Origin of the sequence: Actinobacillus vicugnae, from assembly GCF_901687125.1 — a bacterium.
Lineage (GTDB): Bacteria > Pseudomonadota > Gammaproteobacteria > Enterobacterales > Pasteurellaceae > Actinobacillus > Actinobacillus vicugnae.
Window position 1 is genome coordinate 1 of record NZ_CABFJY010000004.1, and the last position, 19,542, is coordinate 19,542.

Genomic DNA, 19,542 nt, shown 5'->3' on the forward strand with positions numbered 1-19,542 from the left:
AACTCGCCAGCTCTAATTCTAAACGAAATAACTGTGAAAGCCCTTCTTTTAACACAAAACTCACTACATCAAATTCCGTCTCGCCATTGACCTTGAGGCTGTAGCGGTAATTGGATTGTACTGTCATATTTTTACCTCCTAGAATCAAATTTTAAAGATCCCCCTTGTTTATTGAATATAAACAACAAAATTAAAAATGCAAGCAAATTATATACCTCTCCATGGTTATCATAATTACATTTATATCGCTAAACATTATTTTGAAAACCATACTTATTAATATCCACATTTAAGCAACAAGAGAAGTTTTACTTTCAAAAAAAGAGCGACCAAATGGTAGCCCTTTTAATTAAACAAATCATGAAATGTTAGCCAAATAATTCATTCATTCCATCAATTAATTCCTTGCGAGGTTTATCGAAAAACACACCGCTATTTGGCGTGCCATTCATACCTCGTAAAAATAAATATGCCACGCCCCCAAAATCACGTTCATATTTATATTGCTCACCTAAACGCACTTGTAAATAACGATGTAGCGCTAAAGTATAAAGTAGATATTGTAAATCGTATCGATATTGCCCTATCGCTTTAGCAAGATTTTGTTGGCTGTAATCTTGAGGTAAATAACCTAAGAAATTCGATTTGTAGTCGATCACATAATATTTATCGTCCATTTGCACAATACAATCGACAAAACCACGCACATAGCCTTCTAATTGTGGCAAGTGTAAATCTGCTAATGAGGCAGAAACTGTACCATATTGCTTTAATAGCTTATTTAGGCTTTTCAAACCGCGCTCATTTTTCAAGCGCAAATAAAATTGCCATTCATTTAAACGCTTACTCATCGGAATATCTTTAAGCACAAATTCAGCCTCACCAAATGGGGTAGCAAGTACTTGTTCAAACCATTTTTGTAACGGTTGTTGCCATTGCTCATCTAAATTTAGCTGTTCGCAAATGGCTAAAATTTGCTGAAAATCAACTGCTTGTTGGAAGTCACAATGTTCAAAAAAGTTATGCAAAATATTCCCAACTTTAGTGCTATGTGGGAATTGGTAAGGTGAATAAGCATCTACCTCTTCTGTATTCAATCCAAGAGAATCATCCGCTTCAACAATCATTATTTGTTGATCATAATCTTGTCCCGCATTCTCCAAATTTTTGGGTAAATGGTGTTCCGCATAATTTTGCGCCGCCCATTCGTGCTGTTGATGTAACGTACTAAAACTCGTCACTAAGCCTAGTTGATGAATTTCGCCACTAAAATGACGTGCAGATAACACTTTTAGGCTAACGAGTGTTGGGCGCCAGCTATCATTTGCAATATTTTCGTCTAATTCGACCGCTTGGCATTCAATACCTTTTTGTCGTAAATAAGTTTGGCTATCCCACTCCGCCTTAACCACTTTATCTAAACCAATTTCACCATTACTCAACAAATAATGTAATGCATTCCAACCGCTTTCAAACCATTTTGGCAAAATCAAATTAATTTGAGATTCTGCACGAGTCATTGCGACATAAAGCAAACGCAGATCTTCTGCTAATTCTTCACGATCTAACAAGGTCTGAATCGCTTCCGTTGGCTTACCAAAATACCAATGTGATTGCCCTTGCTCATCACGATAAATTGTTAAATGATTCGCTTTCGCACCTTGGCTTTTTTTGGCAACAAACGGTAACCACACAATCGGATACTGCAAGCCTTTTGAGCCGTGAATGGTTACGATCTTAATCAGTTCTTCTTCGCTTTCTAAGCGCAAAATATGCTCTTCTGCCTGATCGATTTGGCCAAGTTGGCGCTCGTACCAACGCACCAATGCTGACTCATTTTCTAAGCTAGGCATTGCATTTTGCAATAGTTCAGTTAAATGCAATAAATCAGTTAAATGGCGGTCACTTTCCGTTGGATGAGATCGTAAGCGCTCAATAATGCCTTCTTGCATAAACAATTTATGCAACATTGGTAAAATCCCTTGTTGTTGCCAAATTTGTTGATAAGCAATAAATCGCCCAACCTGTTCATCCCATTGCAATTCACTGTTTTTCAGTTGATGGATTTCTGCTGCAGAAAGCCCCCAAAGTGTAGAGCCTAACGCACTCAACAAATAACTTTGATGATAAGGATTCAAACAAGCATACAACACCCATAATAGCTCCTGTGCCATTTCTGATTGATAAACACTTTGCTTTTCAGATAAAAACACCGAACGAATCCCCAGCTCCGCCAAGCTATTTTTGATTAAGGCGGCTTGAGTATGGCTACGCACTAGAATCGCCATATCTTTTGCTTGAAAAGCCTTAACTTCTCCATTTGCTTTTTTTAGGCCAAATTTGACCGCTTCCATCTGTTTAAGCTGTTGCTGAATTTGGTAAGCGCACTGTTTAGCCGCCAAATTTTCATCAAATTTTTCTTGCAAATAGCAATTCACATAATCCGATCCGATTAATGTTGTATCGTTTTGCTTAGATTGCACTGGCTGAAACTGAATGCCATCATACAAGAAAGGGCTGTTTTTGCTATCTGCTGGAAATGCAAATAAACGGTTAGTCGCCTCTACAATCGGGGGCAACGAACGCCAGTTTTTCGCCAATGTACGCTTTTCTTGCGCCTGTTGAGAAGCGGTCAAATAAGTGAAAATATCTGCACCACGGAATTTATAGATCGATTGTTTTGGGTCGCCAATCATAATAAATCCTTGATTGTTATGCGCTTGCTGCATAAAAATCTTTTCAAAGATTTCGTATTGCTCTTTATCGGTATCTTGGAATTCATCAATCATCGCAAATGGAAATTGCGCACGAATCTGTTCTGCAAGTGCATCGCCTCGTTCCGCTTTTAAAGCCTGATTTAAAAACGTCAGCATATCGTTAAAGCTTTTTTCACTGTGGGTTGCTTTATAGTCTGCCAGCTTTTCTCTTAGCGATAACAAAAATTGATAAAGCAATAATGGCTTTTGTTTGTCCGCAAATTGTTGTTGATAAGCGGTCAAAATTTGCTGGTTTTTTGCAAAATGTGAGTGTGTTAAAGGCTCTGCGCCCTCTTCGGCTTTTTCAATTAAAAAGTCCTGACAAAAACGCTCAAACTGATCCGCAGGCAAATAGCACAGCGAACTGTTTGCCCATTCATCTACTGCCTCTCGCCATTTCACTAAATAGCGCGTTTGATACGAACGGCGATTTAGTGCTTTTTTCTCGCCTGTTTTATATTTTTTTGCTAATTCTGCTTCAATTAAACCAAGTACTTCTTCACCAGCGACAAGCCAATGCTGTTTAGCTTCGGTTAAAAATTGTTGCAATGCGGCTAAATGTGAAGCGAGATCATTTGTCAGCCAATTTTGTTCTGCCGATAACGTAGGCAATTCTGCCGCAATAAAAGCACGAACCGCACTTAATGCATTTTCAGGTGTATGGAGATATTCTGCGACTGAAGCCGTTTCAGACAACCCCATTGGGTAAAACATTTCACGCCAAACTTCTTCGCTTAAACAACGTAATAACTCATTTTCATCTGGCTGTAAATCGCTATCAAAACGCACGCCTGAATCAAACGCAAACTGAAACAGCATTTTTTGGCAAAAACTATGAATAGTAAAAATACTGGCGAGATCAATTTCTCGTTCTGCAATGCGTAATCGTAAAACCGCTTCTTCTACACTTTGAATCTGTTGCTGTAACTGGCAGAAAAAATCGTTCGGATCATAAGTTTGTTGCGCATCAAAATGTTGTAAAAAGGTTCGAAACGCTTTGATATTTTTACGAATACGATCTCGAAGCTCTTCAGTTGCAGCTTTGGTAAAAGTTACCACCAAAATTTGTTCTACCGTTAAAGGTGCACAGCCAATACCCAATAGCAAACGCAAATATAAATTCGCCATAGTAAAGGTTTTGCCCGTGCCTGCGGAAGCTTCAATTAAAGCAGTACAATTTAGCGGTAGCTCAATTGGAGAAAGCGTTTTCATCATGTTATTCATTATTTAATTCGTTCTAATTTTGCTAATAATTGCTCTGCAGGCATTTGTTGAATTTTGCGCATTTGGTAAATCAATAAACCAGCGGCAATACTTAAACTCACACAGAATACAAACCAAAAGCCAGCAGCTGCCATTGGCTCAACGATCCAATTTGTTCTCGCTAAAATATAGCCGAGAGGAATACCAATCACCCAATAGCAGAACATAGTGACATATAAAATCGGTTTGGTATGTTTATAGCCACGCAAAATACCATTTGTGACCGCTTGTAGCGAATCAGGAATTTGATACACCGCAGCAAAAAGCAATAAATGTGCCGCAATTGCAATCGAAACAGGATCACTGGTAAAAGCAAGCGGAATAATTTCATCCAATACCACCACCACAATCGCTGCTAATAGCGCAAACAACGCTCCATTAAACAGGGCGTGATAGCTAATGATTTTTGCTTGCTCCACTTGTTTTTGCCCAAGCGTTTTGCCCACGACAATCGTCGTTGCAATACTAAACGACATCGGGATCATAAACAGCAACGAGCTTGTTTGGAGTGCAGCTTGATGACTTGCCACCACTTGCGATCCTAATGGCGAAAGTAATAGCGCAGAAGTCGAAAACAACATCACTTCGGTAAAAGTCGCAAAGCCAATCGGTAAGCCTAATTTGCAAATTTGCAGTAAAGTTTGACCGCTTGGCATTTCAAACCAACGGCTAAATAAGCCAATATCTTTTTGCGGTTTATTGGTATAACTGTAATGGAAAAGCAACAAGAACATCACCCAGTTCACCATTGCAGTCGCGACACCACAACCCACTGCCCCCATTGCAGGCAAACCAAACTTACCAAAAATAAAAATATAGTTAAGTAGAATATTAATTAACAAACCGAAGAAAGTAATGCGCATTGCAGGTTTTGGATTAAAAAGCCCATCATTCATACAGCGTAAATTCACCGCCATTAACGCAGGGATCACGCCAATTGCCATAATGGCCAAATATTGTTGCGATTTAACTGAAAACGCTTGTGGTGTGTTCATATAATCCAAAATCCAATGACTATTTAAAAAGATAACAATCAATGGAATCGACAATACCCAAACCAGCCAAAATCCTTGGCGAATTTGATGCGCAATCAAATGACGTTGATTTGAACCATTTAGATACGAAACTGTGGGGGTAATCGCATTCAGCAACCCCAACACAAATAAAAAGAGTGGGAAATAGATAGAGTTACTTACCGCAATTGCTGATACATCATCATCACTCACTAACCCCGCCATAACAATATCAGCAAGCCCCATTCCCGCCACTGAAAGCTGAGAAATAAAAATCGGGAGAGTCAATTTAAACAATTTGCGCGTGTTCTCAGGATACTTTTGCCATTGCAGATTCATAATTACCTCATTTAAAAATACCTCGCTATTATACGGCAACAAGTGGTCATTTTTCGCAAAATTTTTGCCAAAATGACAGTTTATGGACGGAAACCCTGCTCTTCTAATATCTTAAACTACAGAAACCATTCATATAAATATGATATCTATTTTCTATTAAGCTCACTAAGCTTTAAACTTTAAAGAATCCAAATTCAAACATTTTGATAACTAATTAATTATCAGAATATAGCTTAAAATAAATAATATAAGAAAATATTGAGATAAAAATCACATTTTTTAAATTAAAACAATTACACAAAATTATTTTAATTATTAAATAGCAATTTAATAACAAAACAGCATGATTGAGGTACTGTATGGCTTTTTCAAAAAATAACTTACCACTAGAATTTCCCCGCCCTACCAAAGTAAAATTTTTAGCTTGCTGTGATTTAGATGAAACTTATATTCCTTATGCAAAAGAAAATAAACATAAAGGAGGCATAGAACATTTAGAAAAATTTATGATTGAACATGCGATTGCTAAAGGTATTATGCTTGGTTGGATTACTAGAACAAACTTAAATTCAGCACTACGAAAAGCATATAACTATATATCACATAGCCCACACTTTTTATGCTGTAGTTTAGGTACAGAATTTTATTGGATTAGAGACGGAGTATTAGTTCCATCAAAATCTTGGGAGCAAAGAATTATTAAATCAGGTTATTCTCATGAAAATGTAAATAAGATTATTAAAGAGATTGAAAGAAATCATATTTCAATAGAAAAACAACCAAAAGACTATCAAGGAGCTTATAAAATAAGTTTCTATTATTAAGAGAAAGCATGGAATCTGATTTCAATTTAATCAAAGCATTAGCCGATAAATATCATATTCGTGTGATGTTTACTAAATGTAATCCTGCTGCTGGCGATCCTGAAAACTGTTATGATATAGAATTTATTCCTACATGCTGTGGAAAAGATCAAGCAGTATTATTTTTACTGGAAGAATTAAATATTTCTCAAAATAACGTGTTGGCATTTGGCGATAGTGCAAATGACGTTACAATGTTTAGTAAAGCAGGAAAAGGCTATCTTGTTTCAAATGCAGACAAAACAGCAATAAAAACTTATGGAAGTAGCCTTAATCTACCATATTGCCATGGAATTCTTAATATTCTAAAGGAAATCTCGTTATGATTATTGAATGTAGTGAAATAAAATAGTTCACAGCGAATTCACTGCATAAAGATTGGATAAATTTGAGCCGTCATGGAATTTTCTTACCATGACGTTCTTCCTATATATTGAATGTTAATTGTCCGTCCCATCCATTGTTTTTTATTCCGCTTACCACTTAATCTTTTGATTCTATACGCATATCGTACGCATTTTTATTATAGATAGACGATATAATAAAAAATGAGCTAAAGCTTTAAATATCGCTTTAGCCCATTTAAGATTTTAGATATGAATTATTTCGTTAATTTCTTCGAAACTAAAATTAGTGCAATCATCACAGCACCTGTTGCGAAGAATCCAAACAATGCTGATTTGGTGAAACCAACCACTAAATAACCAACAATTGCCGCCACAGCTACTAATAACGCATAAGGTAATTGTGAAGTCACGTGATCTATATGATTACACTGTGCGCCTGTTGAAGATAAAATTGTCGTATCTGAAATCGGTGAACAGTGGTCGCCACAAACAGCTCCCGCCATTACCGCTGACATACATGGAATTAATAAACTTACATCTACATTAACTGCCATGCCTGCGGATATCGGCAACATAATACCGAAAGTCCCCCAACTTGTTCCCGTTGCGAATGCCATTACTGTTGCTAACACAAATAAAATAGCGGGTAAAAATGCTGGATCAATATTGCCTGCAACTAATGTCGAAAGATAATCACCCGTATGCATATCTTTCACAACACTACTGATTAACCACGCGAGTACTAAAATCGCAATAGCGCCAAACATTGAGTGACAGCCATTCCAAATCGCTTTTGGATAATCTGCAACATTAATTAAACCAAGCGTACAAACTACTACTGCGAATACCCCAGCTGAGCCACCAATTACTAAAGAAAGGTTCACATTGGTATTTTCAAATGCGCCAAGTAAGCTAAATGTGTCGAGTGCTTGTGCGCCTGTATAAATCATTGAAGTCACAGTAGTAACAATAAGTACTAAAATTGGAATAATTAATGCATACACTCTGCCTTTGGTGTCAATATTTTCATCTTGTGTATGGTGTTCAACCGCTTGCGCTAAGCGTTCAAAACGTGCCATTGAACCAATATCAAATGAGCTATAAGAAACAAAAAATACAAATAACAATGCAAAAATCGCATAGAAGTTCATCGCACTCATTGAAATAAATGCACTCATTGCCGTGTATTCAGCAACATTATAAGTCACTAATAAACCGCCAATGGTGGCAATAATTGAGGCCCCCCAACTTGAAACAGGCATTAATACACACATTGGAGCTGCGGTAGAATCTAAAATATATGCCAATTTAGCACGCGATACTTTAAATTTATCAGTAACAGGACGAGCAATTGCCCCCACAGCTAAACTATGGAAATAGTCATCAATAAAGGTTACGAAAACCAAACATGCTGTAAGTAATTTTGCACCACGTCTATCTTTAATATGTTTTCTCGCCCAATTAGCAAAAGCTTGATTACTTCCTGAATAAGTCAGTAAGGAAGTAAATACGCCTAATAAAAGTAAGAAAATAAGAATTTGTAATTTACCGAATGACCACTCGCCTTCCGAATATACCAAGCCAACTGCGATATTCTTTAAATAAGTAGAACCATCCATAAATTGTGGTGCTAACATAAATGCACCAACTAAAATGCCAACGCCTAACGAAAGTAAAACTTTACGCGTAGCAATTGCTAAAATTAGCGCAAGTGCGGCTGGTGCAATCGACCATAACGAACTTGAATAATCAACTAGATTCATAAAACCTCTAAAAAATATAACTTTGTAATGAAATTGAAAGCCAAACAAAGAAGAGGATCTACTGAGATATTTTATGCGAATTGCATAATGAATAAAGGTGGACAATATGAAATAAGAAAAATATGAACCAACCCTAACAGTAGCACTCCGTAACAATAGATGTTACGACAGTGTCGTCCCTTTCGGTAACGACCCCAACCAATTAAGATGACGCTTAACTGATTTCGGCAAATACGCCTTTCCTTCTTCCTCATCGTTTTCCACTCAGAAAAAATACTTATCGGATTTGCACCTCTACAATTTGTAGGACGGCGTAAGATTACCTTAATATTGAAGGTTTGCCAATAGCTAATTTCAACTATTTAAGCAAGATTAATAGATAAATCATTCCTATACAGGTCTTATCTCAATCAATTAGATTATATTCAATAAATTATTTGTTTACCTCAAATATATATTCCGTTAATATAGGTTTAGTTCTGGAGTATTTCTTCTTTTCTAGAATTAAACACAATAATGAAATTATTATATTTTAAATATGGTCTTTATTTGGAGATGAAAAATGTCTGATATCTTAAAAACATTATCTAATATTCGTAGCTTACGAGTAATCGCACGCGAAACCTCTCTAGAACAATTAGAGATTTTACTTGAAAAAGTATCTATTGTTGTAGAAGAAAAGCGTCAAGCAGTACGCGCTCAGGAGTTAGAGCAAGCTAAATTTATGGAAGGTTTAAACAAGTATAAAGAATTACTTGAAAAAGATGGAATTTCTGCTGAAGAACTTGCAGTTTTACTTGGTAGCGTATCAGATCGTAAAAAACGTGAACCACGTGCACCGCGTCCTGCAAAATATAAATTTATTGATGAAAATGGCAATGAAAAAACTTGGACAGGTCAAGGTCGTACACCTCGTCCAATCCAAAAAGCATTAAATGCTGGTAAATCTTTAGAAGATTTTGAAATCTAATCAATGCCATCAATAGGGAGTAATATCACTCCCTATTTTTATTATCTAAAAATAATTACCCCCGCCACTTTAAATTTCGATTCGAAACACATTTCATCAACTTTAAAACTTAATTTTTATAAATCGAAATACATATAACTTTTGATTAATAATACAAATTATTCCCTATTAGTACACTCATTCTCTTTCAAGGGGTAAAGCACTTGGCAAACGTTTGCCAAAGTAAAAAAGTTGTAATCTATTTAAGATTGAACGATAAACCGTCCTCCTATCAGTACTAACTCATGAACGTTACATTTAAAAAAATGTTAAATTTTATGGTTTTTTGTTGATTTTTTTTTAAGCAAACAAACAATAAAAGTGTGATCATGGTCATAATTTGAAACAAACCCCCTATTTTTTTAAAAAATCTCACATAAAATGCACCTATCCAAAAGTTAACATTTTTTTAACTTAAAACATTATAGTCTCTTTGCGAGGTTTTTTATGGCTCTCTTTCTTAGTATATTCCCAATTGTTTTACTCATTTACTTAATGGTAAAACGTAATGCTCTACCATCTTATGTGGCGCTCCCTTGGGTTGCTGTAGTGGTATTAATTATTCACCTACTTTTCTTTGCAACAGATATCACTATTGTTAGTGCAAATATCGCTTCAGCGATTATCTCGGTATTAACGCCGATCACTGTTATCTTTGGTGCAATCTTGTTTAACCGTTTCTCAGAAGCGTCTGGCGTAACCAATACGTTACGTAAATGGTTAGGAACAATCAATCCAAACCCTATTGCTCAGTTAATGATCATCGGTTGGGCATTCGCATTTATGATCGAAGGTGCAAGTGGTTTTGGTACACCAGCCGCTATCGCAGCACCAATTCTTGTTGGTTTAGGTTTCAACCCAATTAAAGTCGCCATTCTTGCTTTAGTAATGAACTCTGTACCAGTTTCATTTGGTGCAGTAGGTACACCAACTTGGTTCGGTTTTGGTTCATTAAATTTAGTGGAATCACAAATTCTTGAAATCGGCTCAATGACAGCGCTTATTCATGCATTCGCTGCATTAGTGATCCCTGTAATGGCATTAAGCTTTATCGCAACTTGGAAAGAAATTCGTCAAAATATCGTATTCATTTATTTAAGCGTATTCTCTTGCATAATTCCTTACTTCTTCCTTGCGCAAGTAAACTATGAATTCCCATCATTAGTAGGCGGCGCAATTGGTTTATTTATTTCAATCTTCCTTGCCAATAAAGGTGTTGGTTTAGCAAAAGTTGAAAATACTTTAGATAGTGTAGTAACGGGTAAAGAAGTTGCAAAAGCATTACTTCCAACAGGTTTATTAATTGCGTTCTTAATTGTAACTCGTATCCAACAATTACCATTCAAAGCAATGATGAATAATGCGACAATATGGATTGGTACACAATTAGGCTCACTAGGTCAATTTGAAATTAGTCAAGGCTTAGTATTCAGCTTGAAAAATATTTTTGGTACATCGGTAAATGCAAGCTATAAATTACTTTACGTACCCGCATTAATCCCATTTGTAGTAACCGTATTAATCTGTATTCCACTTTTCGCTTTAAGTGGTTCAAAAGTAAAAGAAGTATTTGCAGGTAGTTTCAAACAAACTAAAAACCCATTCATCGCATTAATCGGTGCATTAATTATGGTGAACTTAATGTTAGTGGGTAATGATGGTTCAATGGTAAAAATTATCGGTAAAAGCTTTGCAGCAGCAACAGGTGAATACTGGACAATCTTTGCTTCATACTTAGGTGCGGTAGGTGCGTTCTTCTCAGGCTCTAACACAGTATCTAATTTAACCTTCGGTAGCGTACAGTTATCAACTGCAGAAATTACAGGTTTATCTACTTCACTAGTACTTGCATTACAATCTGTAGGTGGTGCAATGGGTAACATGGTATGTATTAACAACATCGTGGCAGTAAACTCTGTACTTAATATTCAAAACCAAGAAGGTGCGATTATTAAGAAAACTGTAGTGCCAATGTTTATCTACGGCGTGATTGCTGCAATCGTTGCACTTGCAGTAATTCCACTCTTCTTTAATGTTTAACATTAAAGGAGTAGATGAATAGCGAACAAGGCGTGTTAAACTACGCTTTGTTCAAGCGGTTAAATTTAATCACTTTTTTACATTTTAAACAAAAGGAAGTCATTTGGCTTCCTTTTGTCATTTATAACTTTCTAAATACGATTATTTCTTATTTTTATTTAAGTGGGAGTTCTTTATGAACGTAAATTTCTATGTCACTTGCATTGCGGATATCGTAAAAGCGGGCGTGGCAAAAAACAGTGTGTTATTACTAGAAAAGCTCGGTTGTAATGTCATTTTCTTAGAAAAACAAGGTTGTTGTGGTCAGCCAGCAATTAATAGTGGTTACGCAAAAGATGCAGTAGCTGGTATGAAAACCTTAGTCGAAACATTTGAAGTGAATGATTACCCTATTGTAGCACCAGCAGGTTCTTGTGTTTATGCTATTAAAAACTACCCTGAATATTTCAACCGTTTTGGTGAAACCGAATGGGCAAAACGTGCAGAAAAAGTTGCAGCACGTTTTTACGATCTAACCGATTTTATCGTTAATGTTTTAAAAGTAGAAAACGTTGGCGCTCGTCTTACTGGTAAAGCAGTTTACCACCCTTCTTGTAGCTTAACGCGTAAACTTGGTGTTGTGAATGAGCCTCTCACGCTATTACAAAATGTTAAAGGTTTAGAGCTTCTACCTATCCACAACCAACAAACTTGCTGTGGTTTCGGTGGTACTTTCTCGGTGAAAATGGCAGAGATTTCTGGCGAAATGGTAACGGAAAAAGTTATAAATATTACCGAAGTAGAACCTGAATATTTAGTAGGGGCAGATGTAAGTTGCCTGATAAATATTGCTGGTCGTCTAAACCGTGAAGGTAAAAACGTTAAAGTAATGCATATCGCAGAAGTGTTAATGCAAGAGTAAAGAGGGGAATGAGATGTCACATTTACAAACAAGTACACTACCGTTTAAACAACGTGTTGAACAACAAGTACATAATGAAGTAATGCGTAAAGCGGTAGTTAAAGCACAAGAAACTATCGGCGCTAACCGCCAAAAAATGGTGGATGAACTTGGTAACTGGGAAGAATGGCGTGATCTTTCAAAACAATTTCGTAACCACGTATTAGCAAACCTTGATGCTTACTTATATCAATTAAGTGAAAAAGTAACACAAAATGGCGGTCATGTTTTTTTTGCAGAAACCGCTGAAGAAGCCACCGCTTATATTCGTAAAGTTGCGCTAGAGAAAAAGGCAAAAACCATTGTTAAATCAAAATCAATGGTAACCGAAGAAATCGGCTTAAATCACGTTTTAGAAGCTGAAGGTATGAAAGTGGTTGAAACCGACTTAGGTGAATATTTACTCCAAATCGTAGGCGATAAACCCTCTCATATCGTAGTGCCTGCGATCCATAAAGATCGCCACCGTATCCGTAAAGAATTACATGAAGTGCTTGGCTACCAAGGCTCTGAACAACCAGAAGAAATGAATGCTTTTGTTCGCCAAACTTTACGTAAAGACTTTTTAGAAGCCGATATCGGTATTTCAGGCTGTAACTTTGCTGTACCAGAAACAGGTTCAGTTTGTTTAGTAACCAATGAAGGTAACTTACGTTTAGCGACTACATTACCAAAAACACATATTGCAGTAATGGGTATGGAACGTTTAGCACCAACTTTTAAAGAAGTAGATGCGTTAATTACGATGTTATGTCGCAGTGCTGTGGGTGCAAAATTAACCGCTTACAACACTTGGCTAACAGGACCTCGCCTTGAAGGTGAAACCGATGGTCCTGAAGATTTTCACCTTGTGATTGTCGATAACGGTCGTTCAAAAATCTTAGAAAGTGAGTTCCAAGAAGTTTTACGTTGTATCCGTTGTGGTGCTTGTTTAAATACTTGCCCTGCATATCGCCAAATTGGCGGCCACGGTTACGGCTCAATCTATCCAGGTCCAATTGGTGCAGTAATTTCACCATTATTGGGCGGATACGATGAATTTAAAGAGCTACCGTATGCTTGTTCACTCTGTACTGCGTGTAATAGCGTTTGCCCAGTAAAAATTCCACTTGCGCAATTAATCCTTAAACACCGTGAAAAAATTGCTGATGCGGGGTTAACGCCACTTACCGAGCGTCTTTCAATAAAAGGCTTTACTTTCGCTAACTCAAATCCAACTGTTTGGAATATGGGGGTGAAAGTAGGTGCGAAAATTGCAGGTAAATTTATCAAAAATGGTAAAGCGCCAATTAACGTTGGTGCATTAGCAGAATGGACTAAAGCGCGTGATTTACCAAAAGCTGAAGGTGAAAGCTTCCGTGAATGGTTTGCAAACCGTAAATAATTTAACTTTAACCATATATAATCGATAACAATTAACTCAACAAGCGGTCATTTTTGGCTAAACATTTGCAAACAATCAGCAAAACCCGACCGCTTGTGCTTGTAATCACTAACGTGATAAACACAGGACAAAGCAATGGATTTACAAAATCGTGAAAACTTTTTAAATAAATTGGCGCAACGTATGGGCAGAGCGCGCAAACTCGTGCCAGATCAAATGGAAGCGCCAGTAAATAATCACCCAACCACACGTTTAACTAATCTTTCTCAACAAGAACTTTGCCAAGAATTTATCAATTTTGCCAAAGTATTATTAGTTGATGTAGTAGAAACTAAAGAAGCAGAGGTTGCACAAGCGGTATTAGACGTCTGTGAAAAATATGGCGGTGGCAACATCGTATTAAACAACGACAACCGTCTAGCATCACTGGGGATCACCGATGCTGTTAAAGCAAAATTTGATAGCTATATTTGGGATTTTACCAACCGTGAAGCCAATATTTCACACTCAGAAAAAGCTAATATTGGTATCGTATATGGTGAATATGGCTTAGCTGAATCTGGCGGTATCGTGTTATTCGCCTCTAAAGATAACGGTCGTTCAACCAGTTTATTACCTACAACTTCGATTGTCGTAGTGCGCAAAAGCACTGTGTTACCTCGTGTTGCACAACTTGCACAAATTCTGCATGAAAAAGCACAAGCAGGCGAACGAATGCCATCTTGTGTAAATATTATTTCGGGCCCAAGTGCCACGGCGGATATTGAATTAATCAAAGTTGTCGGCGTACACGGCCCTGTATCAAAAATCTATATCGTGATTGATGATTTAGCCTAACTTTACGTCTAATGCAAAAAGGCTAGAGATAATCTCTAGCCTTTTGTCTATCTACATTACCCTCATTTATTGCTGTTCAGCTTGATATTGCATATATACTGCGAGTAATACTGAAAACTGCTGCTCTATTTCAGCTTGTAATACGCTATCATGCGGATTTTGAGAAAGTTTAAATAAATTATGTTCTAGCAATGGTGATTTATTTAATTCCTTTTCAATCTCGTAAAGCGCTGTTTTTAAACGAGAAATAGTAATACTCCCTTTATGCTTTTCAGCCTCTAATAACTCAGCCTGTAGTGCGCTCACTTTAGCTTTAACCAAATTTGGTTGAATCGTTTGCTGTCCAATCGTTTGTCTTTGGCGCTGTTGTGCTTGCCAGGTTGCTATCGCATTTCGATTTTCTTCGGTTTCCGAAAGTTTGGCCTGCTCAATTAATTTTTCAGCCAAATTTAATCCATAAATAGGCGATGAACTTGCTTTTAATTGCACAGCAAGAGGGGGTTCAGGTTGTTTTTCATAGATAAATAGCACACTTGCCACAATCAAACCCAATATAAAGCTAGCGACTGAAAAAAGTGGCAATTTATACGACTTTTTCTTTTCAACAATATGCTGGCTGATGGTTGGCGTAAGCTGTTCTTGTACTTTAACTTGGGGTTTTACTTGAACTTTAGACACATTCGGTTTAGGCGTTAGCTCATTTAATTTATGTGGTGAGTCAAGTAAAGCGTGATTTAATAAAGGGATCGAGATTTCTATTTTTTCGCTTTGTTGTCTTTGGGCTAATTTTTCTCGAATAAGGGTAAGCAAATTAATAAATCGGCAATCTGGATAATCTGTTAAAAAATCTACAATCGTTATTGTAGTATGTTCCAATAATTCAATCTCTTTTAGCGGAACAGCAATAAAATCAACCTGTTCAAATTTTCTAACCAATTTAGATGCCAGCCAATTTAAAGCGGTAATACGTGCTTGCGTCCCATAAGGCCAAATCTCTTTCCAATATGAGGGTAACACCATTGCTAGCAATTCAATATGTTTAAAAAGCGTTTGGTAATCTGTATTTATTGTTGTTTTTGCGACCACATAATAAGCTAATGTTTGTAAATCTACCCCATTCTCGGCGAGCAATTGCGCAGAAAGCGTCTCTACTTTGTGCCAATCGGTACTTTTATCAGGTCTATTCGCAAAATTAATTTGCTCTCTAATCGCCATAAATTTATCTGAATCTGCGGGCGACCCACCTAAATATAGATTTTTAATTAACTGCATTACTTTATCCTTTCTATACAATGATGATTTATAAAAATATTTTGATATACGTTGCTTATTATAGCGCTGAATTTTGCTGGTAAGGAAACAAAAAAGACCGCTTGTCGATTGAATAACAAGCGGCCTCTTTTTTATCATTTTAACAAAATGAATTACGCTTTTTCACGTAAATGTTTTACGAAGAAATAGAGATTGGTGCAAGTAACAAAAAAGTTTAAACCTGCAACAGGTAATGAGCCGATCATTAAGCCATACAAGGTGAAACACGCACAACCTAGCGCATTCACAAGGCGTAATTTAATCACGTCTTTTAATAAAAAAGAGACACCAACCAAAAACATTGCAAAATAACCAAATAGTTCTACATAATCCATAAGAAGATCTCCTAAAATTAATATCTACAACTATTTTACTGAGTATTTTGTGCTTGTGTTGAACTTTAAAAAAAGCAAAGGATTGCGTTCACATTTTTATGTTTTAATTGCTGATAAAATCAACATCAACTACGTTCAAGTAGCATAAAACGACATTGATAAGGATTTTGTTCATCAATGTCTGACCACTTTTCTTCGACTAGCTGCCAGTTCTGCTCATCAAATTCAAAGAACGTATCCCCCTCAATTTCCGCTTGAATCTCCGTTAAGTACAGTTTATCAGCCAAAGGAATCGCCTGTTTAAACAGTTCACCACCACCAATCAGCATTATTTCATCTACATTTGTAAAAGTTTTGGCTAATTCAATCGCTTGTTCAAGGCTTGTTGCTGAATACGCCCCTTCAACCGCAAATGCAGAGCGCGATAAAATAATATTTGCTCGTTTTGGCAATAAACGCCCAATAGATTCGTAGGTTTTACGCCCCATAATCACAGGTTTACCCACCGTATTTTGACGAAACCACGCCAAATCTACTGGTAAATGCCATGGCATTTGATTATTTTGCCCGATCACATGATTCTGCGTACGTGCCACAATTAAACTGATTTTCATCGATTTGCTACCCTTATGCATTTTAGTTTAATTTAAGTTGAAATTAAACGTGATTTTATCAAACAAAAGTGCTACTTTTCACATAATTTCTTTTTTCTTTAACCAACCTACCAAAACAGACATTATGAGCAAGACTATTGTTATCAAATTTGGGACAAGCACCCTCACCCACGGCGGTCAAAGTCTAAGCCGTCCTTATATGTTGGAACTTGTAAAACAAATCGCTGAACTGCATAAACACCACCGTGTGATTGTGGTTACTTCTGGCGCAGCCGCCGCTGGACGTGATTATTTAGGTCATCCCGAACTGCCCAAAACACTTGCTTATAAACAAATGCTCGCTGCGGTCGGTCAAAGCCAGCTAATTCGCACTTGGGAAAATTTATTCGATATTTATGGCATTCATATCGGACAGATTTTATTGACCCGTGCAGATATTGACGATCGTGAGCGTTTTTTGAATGCACGAGATACACTAAATGCGTTATTAGAACAAAAAATCATTCCTGTCATTAACGAAAATGACACAGTCGCAACTGAAGAATTTAAAGTAGGTGACAACGATAATTTATCAGCCTTAGTCGCAATTCTGGCGCACGCTGATCAGCTCTATTTATTAACCGATCAAGAAGGCTTATTTAGTGCTGATCCTCGTAAAGATCCAAACGCAACTTTACTTTCTGTTGTTGAAAAAATTACCCCAGAAATCCGTCAGATTGCAGGTGGTAGTTCTACAGGGCTTGGCACAGGTGGAATGAGCACCAAAATTACCGCTGCGGATATTGCAACCCGTTCTGGAGTGGAAACCATTATTGCTTCTGGCGCTCGTGAAAATGTGTTGGTTGATTTAGCCAACGACATAGCAATTGGTAGCAAATTCTTAGTCCAATCTGACCGTTTAGAAGGCAGAAAACAATGGCTATTTGCCGCACCGCAGGTTGGTTCATTAACCGTAGATAAAGGTGCCGAAGTAGCATTATTGCAACATAAATCGCTTCTTCCAGTTGGGGTATCAAATATTAGTGGGGTGTTCAGCCGCGGTGAAGTGGTTAAAATTTTTAATCAGGAAGGCAAAGCACTAGCGCTGGGGTTAGCTCGTTACAGTAGCGAAGCATTAGCACGTATTAAAGGCAAAAAATCAGCAGAAATTGAGTCGCTACTCGGTTACGAATTTGGTTCAGTTGCCGTACATATTGATGAAATGGTTATCTATTAAGCAAAGCAAGCGGTTAAATTTACTAAAAATTTGACCGCTTATAAAAGGAGAATAAATGGAACTTGGCATAGATATTTTAGCCATCTTATTTAGCGTTGCCGTGCTTGCAGGTTTTATTGATGCGATTGCTGGTGGCGGTGGATTACTTACCATTCCTGCGCTATTGACTGTTGGCGTTCCACCTGCGATGGCATTAGGCACAAATAAATTACAAGCCTGTGGTGGTTCGTTTTCTGCCTCACTTTATTTTGTGCGTAAAAAAGCGGTCGATGTCAAACAGATTTTCCTATTGATCTTATTGACTTTTATTGGTGCTGCTTGCGGTACAATCTTCGTGCAAACCATTGATGTAAATGCACTTAAAGCCTTGCTACCGTTTTTAGTGTTACTGATTGGTTTCTATTTTTTATTTAGCCCGAATATTGGCGATGAAGATCGAAAACAACGCATTAGCTTGCCACTGTTTGCGTTTACTGCAGCAGCTGGTGTTGGCTTTTATGACGGAATGTTTGGACCAGCCACAGGTTCATTTTTTACCCTAGCGTTTATTTTATTGCTCGGTTTTAATTTACCTAAAGCGGTAGCACATGCCAAAGTATTGAATTTCACCTCAAATTTTGCCTCATTGATTTTCTTTATTTTAGGCGGTGCAGTGTTATGGAAAATTGGCTTTATTATGATGATTGGGCAATTTATCGGCGGTACACTCGGGGCAAGAATGGTGGTAACCAAAGGCAAAAAACTGGTGCGCCCGATGTTAGTCAGTATGTCTTTTATTATGGTAATTAAAATGTTATACGACCAAGGACTGTTATCTTTTTTAGGAATTTAGATGAATCAAGCAAAACGAATTGAAATTTTAACCCGTTTACGCAACGAAAATCCTCACCCAACTACAGAACTTAATTACAGCAATCCGTTTGAATTACTGATTGCTGTAATTCTTTCTGCGCAAGCTACTGACAAAGGGGTAAATAAAGCAACGGATAAATTATTTCCCGTGGCGAATACGCCACAGGCGATTTTAGCTTTAGGCATTGATGGGCTAAAAGAATATATTAAAACGATTGGGCTATTTAATAGCAAAGCGGAAAATATTATTAAAACCTGCCGAGATCTCATCGAAAAACATAACGGTGAAGTGCCTGAAAATCGAGAAGCATTGGAAGCACTTGCGGGTGTTGGACGTAAAACCGCCAATGTAGTGTTAAACACCGCTTTTGGTCATCCAACCATTGCGGTAGATACACATATTTTCCGTGTAGCTAATCGCACAGGTTTTGCTCCTGGTAAAGACGTAGTAAAAGTCGAAGAGAAGTTATTGAAAGTAGTGCCCGCTGAATTTAAAGTGGATGTGCATCACTGGCTGATTCTGCATGGGCGCTATACCTGTGTTGCTCGTAAGCCTCGTTGTGGCTCATGCATTATTGAAGATTTGTGCGAGTTTAAAGATAAAACCGATTACTAATCAGTGCTCATAAGCGGTCAAATGCTGTGAATTTTTTGCAAAAA

Annotated in this window: 16 protein-coding genes and 1 riboswitch; of the genes, 10 read left to right on the top strand and 6 right to left on the bottom strand. The window is 37.2% G+C overall.

Annotated elements, in window-relative coordinates:
- Window positions 1–368: 368 nt before the first annotated feature.
- On the bottom strand, window positions 369–3,968 hold the full coding sequence (recB, locus tag F8M47_RS01145) for an exodeoxyribonuclease V subunit beta (protein ID WP_150538444.1): 3,600 nt from the start codon (window positions 3,966–3,968) through the stop codon (window positions 369–371).
- Window positions 3,969–3,979: 11 nt separating this feature from the next.
- Window positions 3,980–5,371 (bottom strand): MATE family efflux transporter, encoded by a 1,392-nt coding sequence (locus F8M47_RS01150; RefSeq protein ID WP_150538389.1) that lies wholly within the window; start codon window positions 5,369–5,371, stop codon window positions 3,980–3,982.
- A gap of 359 nt (window positions 5,372–5,730) precedes the next feature.
- On the opposite strand from F8M47_RS01150, the gene F8M47_RS12170 reads away from it, so the two are divergent.
- Together F8M47_RS12170 and F8M47_RS12175 are read left to right on the top strand one after the other, a co-directional pair.
- Complete coding sequence (locus F8M47_RS12170; protein WP_244298027.1) at window positions 5,731–6,195, top strand: HAD family hydrolase; 465 nt, start codon at window positions 5,731–5,733, stop codon at window positions 6,193–6,195.
- An 8-nt stretch (window positions 6,196–6,203) separates the two neighbouring features.
- Entirely contained in the window at window positions 6,204–6,560 is a 357-nt protein-coding gene (locus F8M47_RS12175; protein WP_244298029.1) for an HAD family hydrolase, read from the top strand.
- A gap of 275 nt (window positions 6,561–6,835) precedes the next feature.
- Here F8M47_RS12175 and F8M47_RS01160 read toward each other — a convergent pair whose 3' ends face one another.
- Window positions 6,836–8,344 (bottom strand): Na+/H+ antiporter NhaC family protein, encoded by a 1,509-nt coding sequence (locus F8M47_RS01160; RefSeq protein ID WP_150538390.1) that lies wholly within the window; start codon window positions 8,342–8,344, stop codon window positions 6,836–6,838.
- 132 nt (window positions 8,345–8,476) lie between these two features.
- A riboswitch (Lysine riboswitch) is annotated at window positions 8,477–8,649 on the bottom strand.
- A gap of 257 nt (window positions 8,650–8,906) precedes the next feature.
- Between F8M47_RS01160 and F8M47_RS01165 the strand changes: the two genes are divergently transcribed.
- The 5 genes from F8M47_RS01165 to F8M47_RS01185 all read left to right on the top strand — a co-directional run bounded on the left by F8M47_RS01165 (window position 8,907) and on the right by F8M47_RS01185 (window position 14,554).
- The gene (locus tag F8M47_RS01165) at window positions 8,907–9,314 is read left to right on the top strand and encodes an H-NS family histone-like protein (protein WP_150538391.1); all 408 of its coding nucleotides are present in this window, start codon (window positions 8,907–8,909) and stop codon (window positions 9,312–9,314) included.
- Between the two features lie 486 nt (window positions 9,315–9,800).
- On the top strand, window positions 9,801–11,393 hold the full coding sequence (locus tag F8M47_RS01170; RefSeq protein ID WP_150538392.1) for an L-lactate permease: 1,593 nt from the start codon (window positions 9,801–9,803) through the stop codon (window positions 11,391–11,393).
- A 175-nt stretch (window positions 11,394–11,568) separates the two neighbouring features.
- Window positions 11,569–12,294, top strand: coding sequence for a (Fe-S)-binding protein (locus tag F8M47_RS01175; RefSeq protein ID WP_150538393.1), 726 nt, complete (start codon window positions 11,569–11,571; stop codon window positions 12,292–12,294).
- A gap of 13 nt (window positions 12,295–12,307) precedes the next feature.
- Complete coding sequence (locus tag F8M47_RS01180) at window positions 12,308–13,717, top strand: LutB/LldF family L-lactate oxidation iron-sulfur protein (protein WP_150538394.1); 1,410 nt, start codon at window positions 12,308–12,310, stop codon at window positions 13,715–13,717.
- 135 nt (window positions 13,718–13,852) lie between these two features.
- Entirely contained in the window at window positions 13,853–14,554 is a 702-nt protein-coding gene (locus F8M47_RS01185) for a LutC/YkgG family protein (RefSeq protein WP_150538395.1), read from the top strand.
- Between the two features lie 66 nt (window positions 14,555–14,620).
- Here F8M47_RS01185 and F8M47_RS01190 read toward each other — a convergent pair whose 3' ends face one another.
- The 3 genes from F8M47_RS01190 to folA form a co-directional block, all read right to left on the bottom strand.
- Window positions 14,621–15,826 (bottom strand): VasL domain-containing protein, encoded by a 1,206-nt coding sequence (locus F8M47_RS01190; RefSeq protein WP_167509587.1) that lies wholly within the window; start codon window positions 15,824–15,826, stop codon window positions 14,621–14,623.
- Between the two features lie 152 nt (window positions 15,827–15,978).
- Complete coding sequence (locus F8M47_RS01195; RefSeq protein WP_150538397.1) at window positions 15,979–16,200, bottom strand: YgjV family protein; 222 nt, start codon at window positions 16,198–16,200, stop codon at window positions 15,979–15,981.
- A gap of 125 nt (window positions 16,201–16,325) precedes the next feature.
- Entirely contained in the window at window positions 16,326–16,814 is a 489-nt protein-coding gene (folA, locus tag F8M47_RS01200) for a type 3 dihydrofolate reductase (RefSeq protein WP_150538398.1), read from the bottom strand.
- A gap of 124 nt (window positions 16,815–16,938) precedes the next feature.
- Between folA and proB the strand changes: the two genes are divergently transcribed.
- The 3 genes from proB to nth are packed head-to-tail and all read left to right on the top strand — an operon-like array spanning window position 16,939 to window position 19,498.
- Window positions 16,939–18,030 carry a glutamate 5-kinase gene (proB, locus tag F8M47_RS01205; RefSeq protein ID WP_150538399.1) on the top strand — a complete coding sequence of 364 codons (1,092 nt, stop codon included), beginning with the start codon at window positions 16,939–16,941 and terminating at the stop codon, window positions 18,028–18,030.
- A 55-nt stretch (window positions 18,031–18,085) separates the two neighbouring features.
- Complete coding sequence (locus F8M47_RS01210) at window positions 18,086–18,862, top strand: TSUP family transporter (protein WP_150538400.1); 777 nt, start codon at window positions 18,086–18,088, stop codon at window positions 18,860–18,862.
- The gene (nth, locus tag F8M47_RS01215) at window positions 18,863–19,498 is read left to right on the top strand and encodes an endonuclease III (protein WP_150538401.1); all 636 of its coding nucleotides are present in this window, start codon (window positions 18,863–18,865) and stop codon (window positions 19,496–19,498) included. It begins immediately after the preceding gene.
- The last annotated feature ends 44 nt before the right edge of the window (window positions 19,499–19,542 follow it).

Bases quoted from the DNA above. Each gene is read 5' to 3' on its own strand.
- recB (WP_150538444.1), bottom strand. From the start codon at position 3,968: ATGAAAACGCTTTCTCCAATTGAGCTACCGCTAAATTGTACTGCTTTA.
- F8M47_RS01150 (WP_150538389.1), bottom strand. From the start codon at position 5,371: ATGAATCTGCAATGGCAAAAGTATCCTGAGAACACGCGCAAATTGTTT.
- F8M47_RS12170 (WP_244298027.1), top strand. From the start codon at position 5,731: ATGGCTTTTTCAAAAAATAACTTACCACTAGAATTTCCCCGCCCTACC.
- F8M47_RS12175 (WP_244298029.1), top strand. From the start codon at position 6,204: ATGGAATCTGATTTCAATTTAATCAAAGCATTAGCCGATAAATATCAT.
- F8M47_RS01160 (WP_150538390.1), bottom strand. From the start codon at position 8,344: ATGAATCTAGTTGATTATTCAAGTTCGTTATGGTCGATTGCACCAGCC.
- F8M47_RS01165 (WP_150538391.1), top strand. From the start codon at position 8,907: ATGTCTGATATCTTAAAAACATTATCTAATATTCGTAGCTTACGAGTA.
- F8M47_RS01170 (WP_150538392.1), top strand. From the start codon at position 9,801: ATGGCTCTCTTTCTTAGTATATTCCCAATTGTTTTACTCATTTACTTA.
- F8M47_RS01175 (WP_150538393.1), top strand. From the start codon at position 11,569: ATGAACGTAAATTTCTATGTCACTTGCATTGCGGATATCGTAAAAGCG.
- F8M47_RS01180 (WP_150538394.1), top strand. From the start codon at position 12,308: ATGTCACATTTACAAACAAGTACACTACCGTTTAAACAACGTGTTGAA.
- F8M47_RS01185 (WP_150538395.1), top strand. From the start codon at position 13,853: ATGGATTTACAAAATCGTGAAAACTTTTTAAATAAATTGGCGCAACGT.
- F8M47_RS01190 (WP_167509587.1), bottom strand. From the start codon at position 15,826: ATGCAGTTAATTAAAAATCTATATTTAGGTGGGTCGCCCGCAGATTCA.
- F8M47_RS01195 (WP_150538397.1), bottom strand. From the start codon at position 16,200: ATGGATTATGTAGAACTATTTGGTTATTTTGCAATGTTTTTGGTTGGT.
- folA (WP_150538398.1), bottom strand. From the start codon at position 16,814: ATGAAAATCAGTTTAATTGTGGCACGTACGCAGAATCATGTGATCGGG.
- proB (WP_150538399.1), top strand. From the start codon at position 16,939: ATGAGCAAGACTATTGTTATCAAATTTGGGACAAGCACCCTCACCCAC.
- F8M47_RS01210 (WP_150538400.1), top strand. From the start codon at position 18,086: ATGGAACTTGGCATAGATATTTTAGCCATCTTATTTAGCGTTGCCGTG.
- nth (WP_150538401.1), top strand. From the start codon at position 18,863: ATGAATCAAGCAAAACGAATTGAAATTTTAACCCGTTTACGCAACGAA.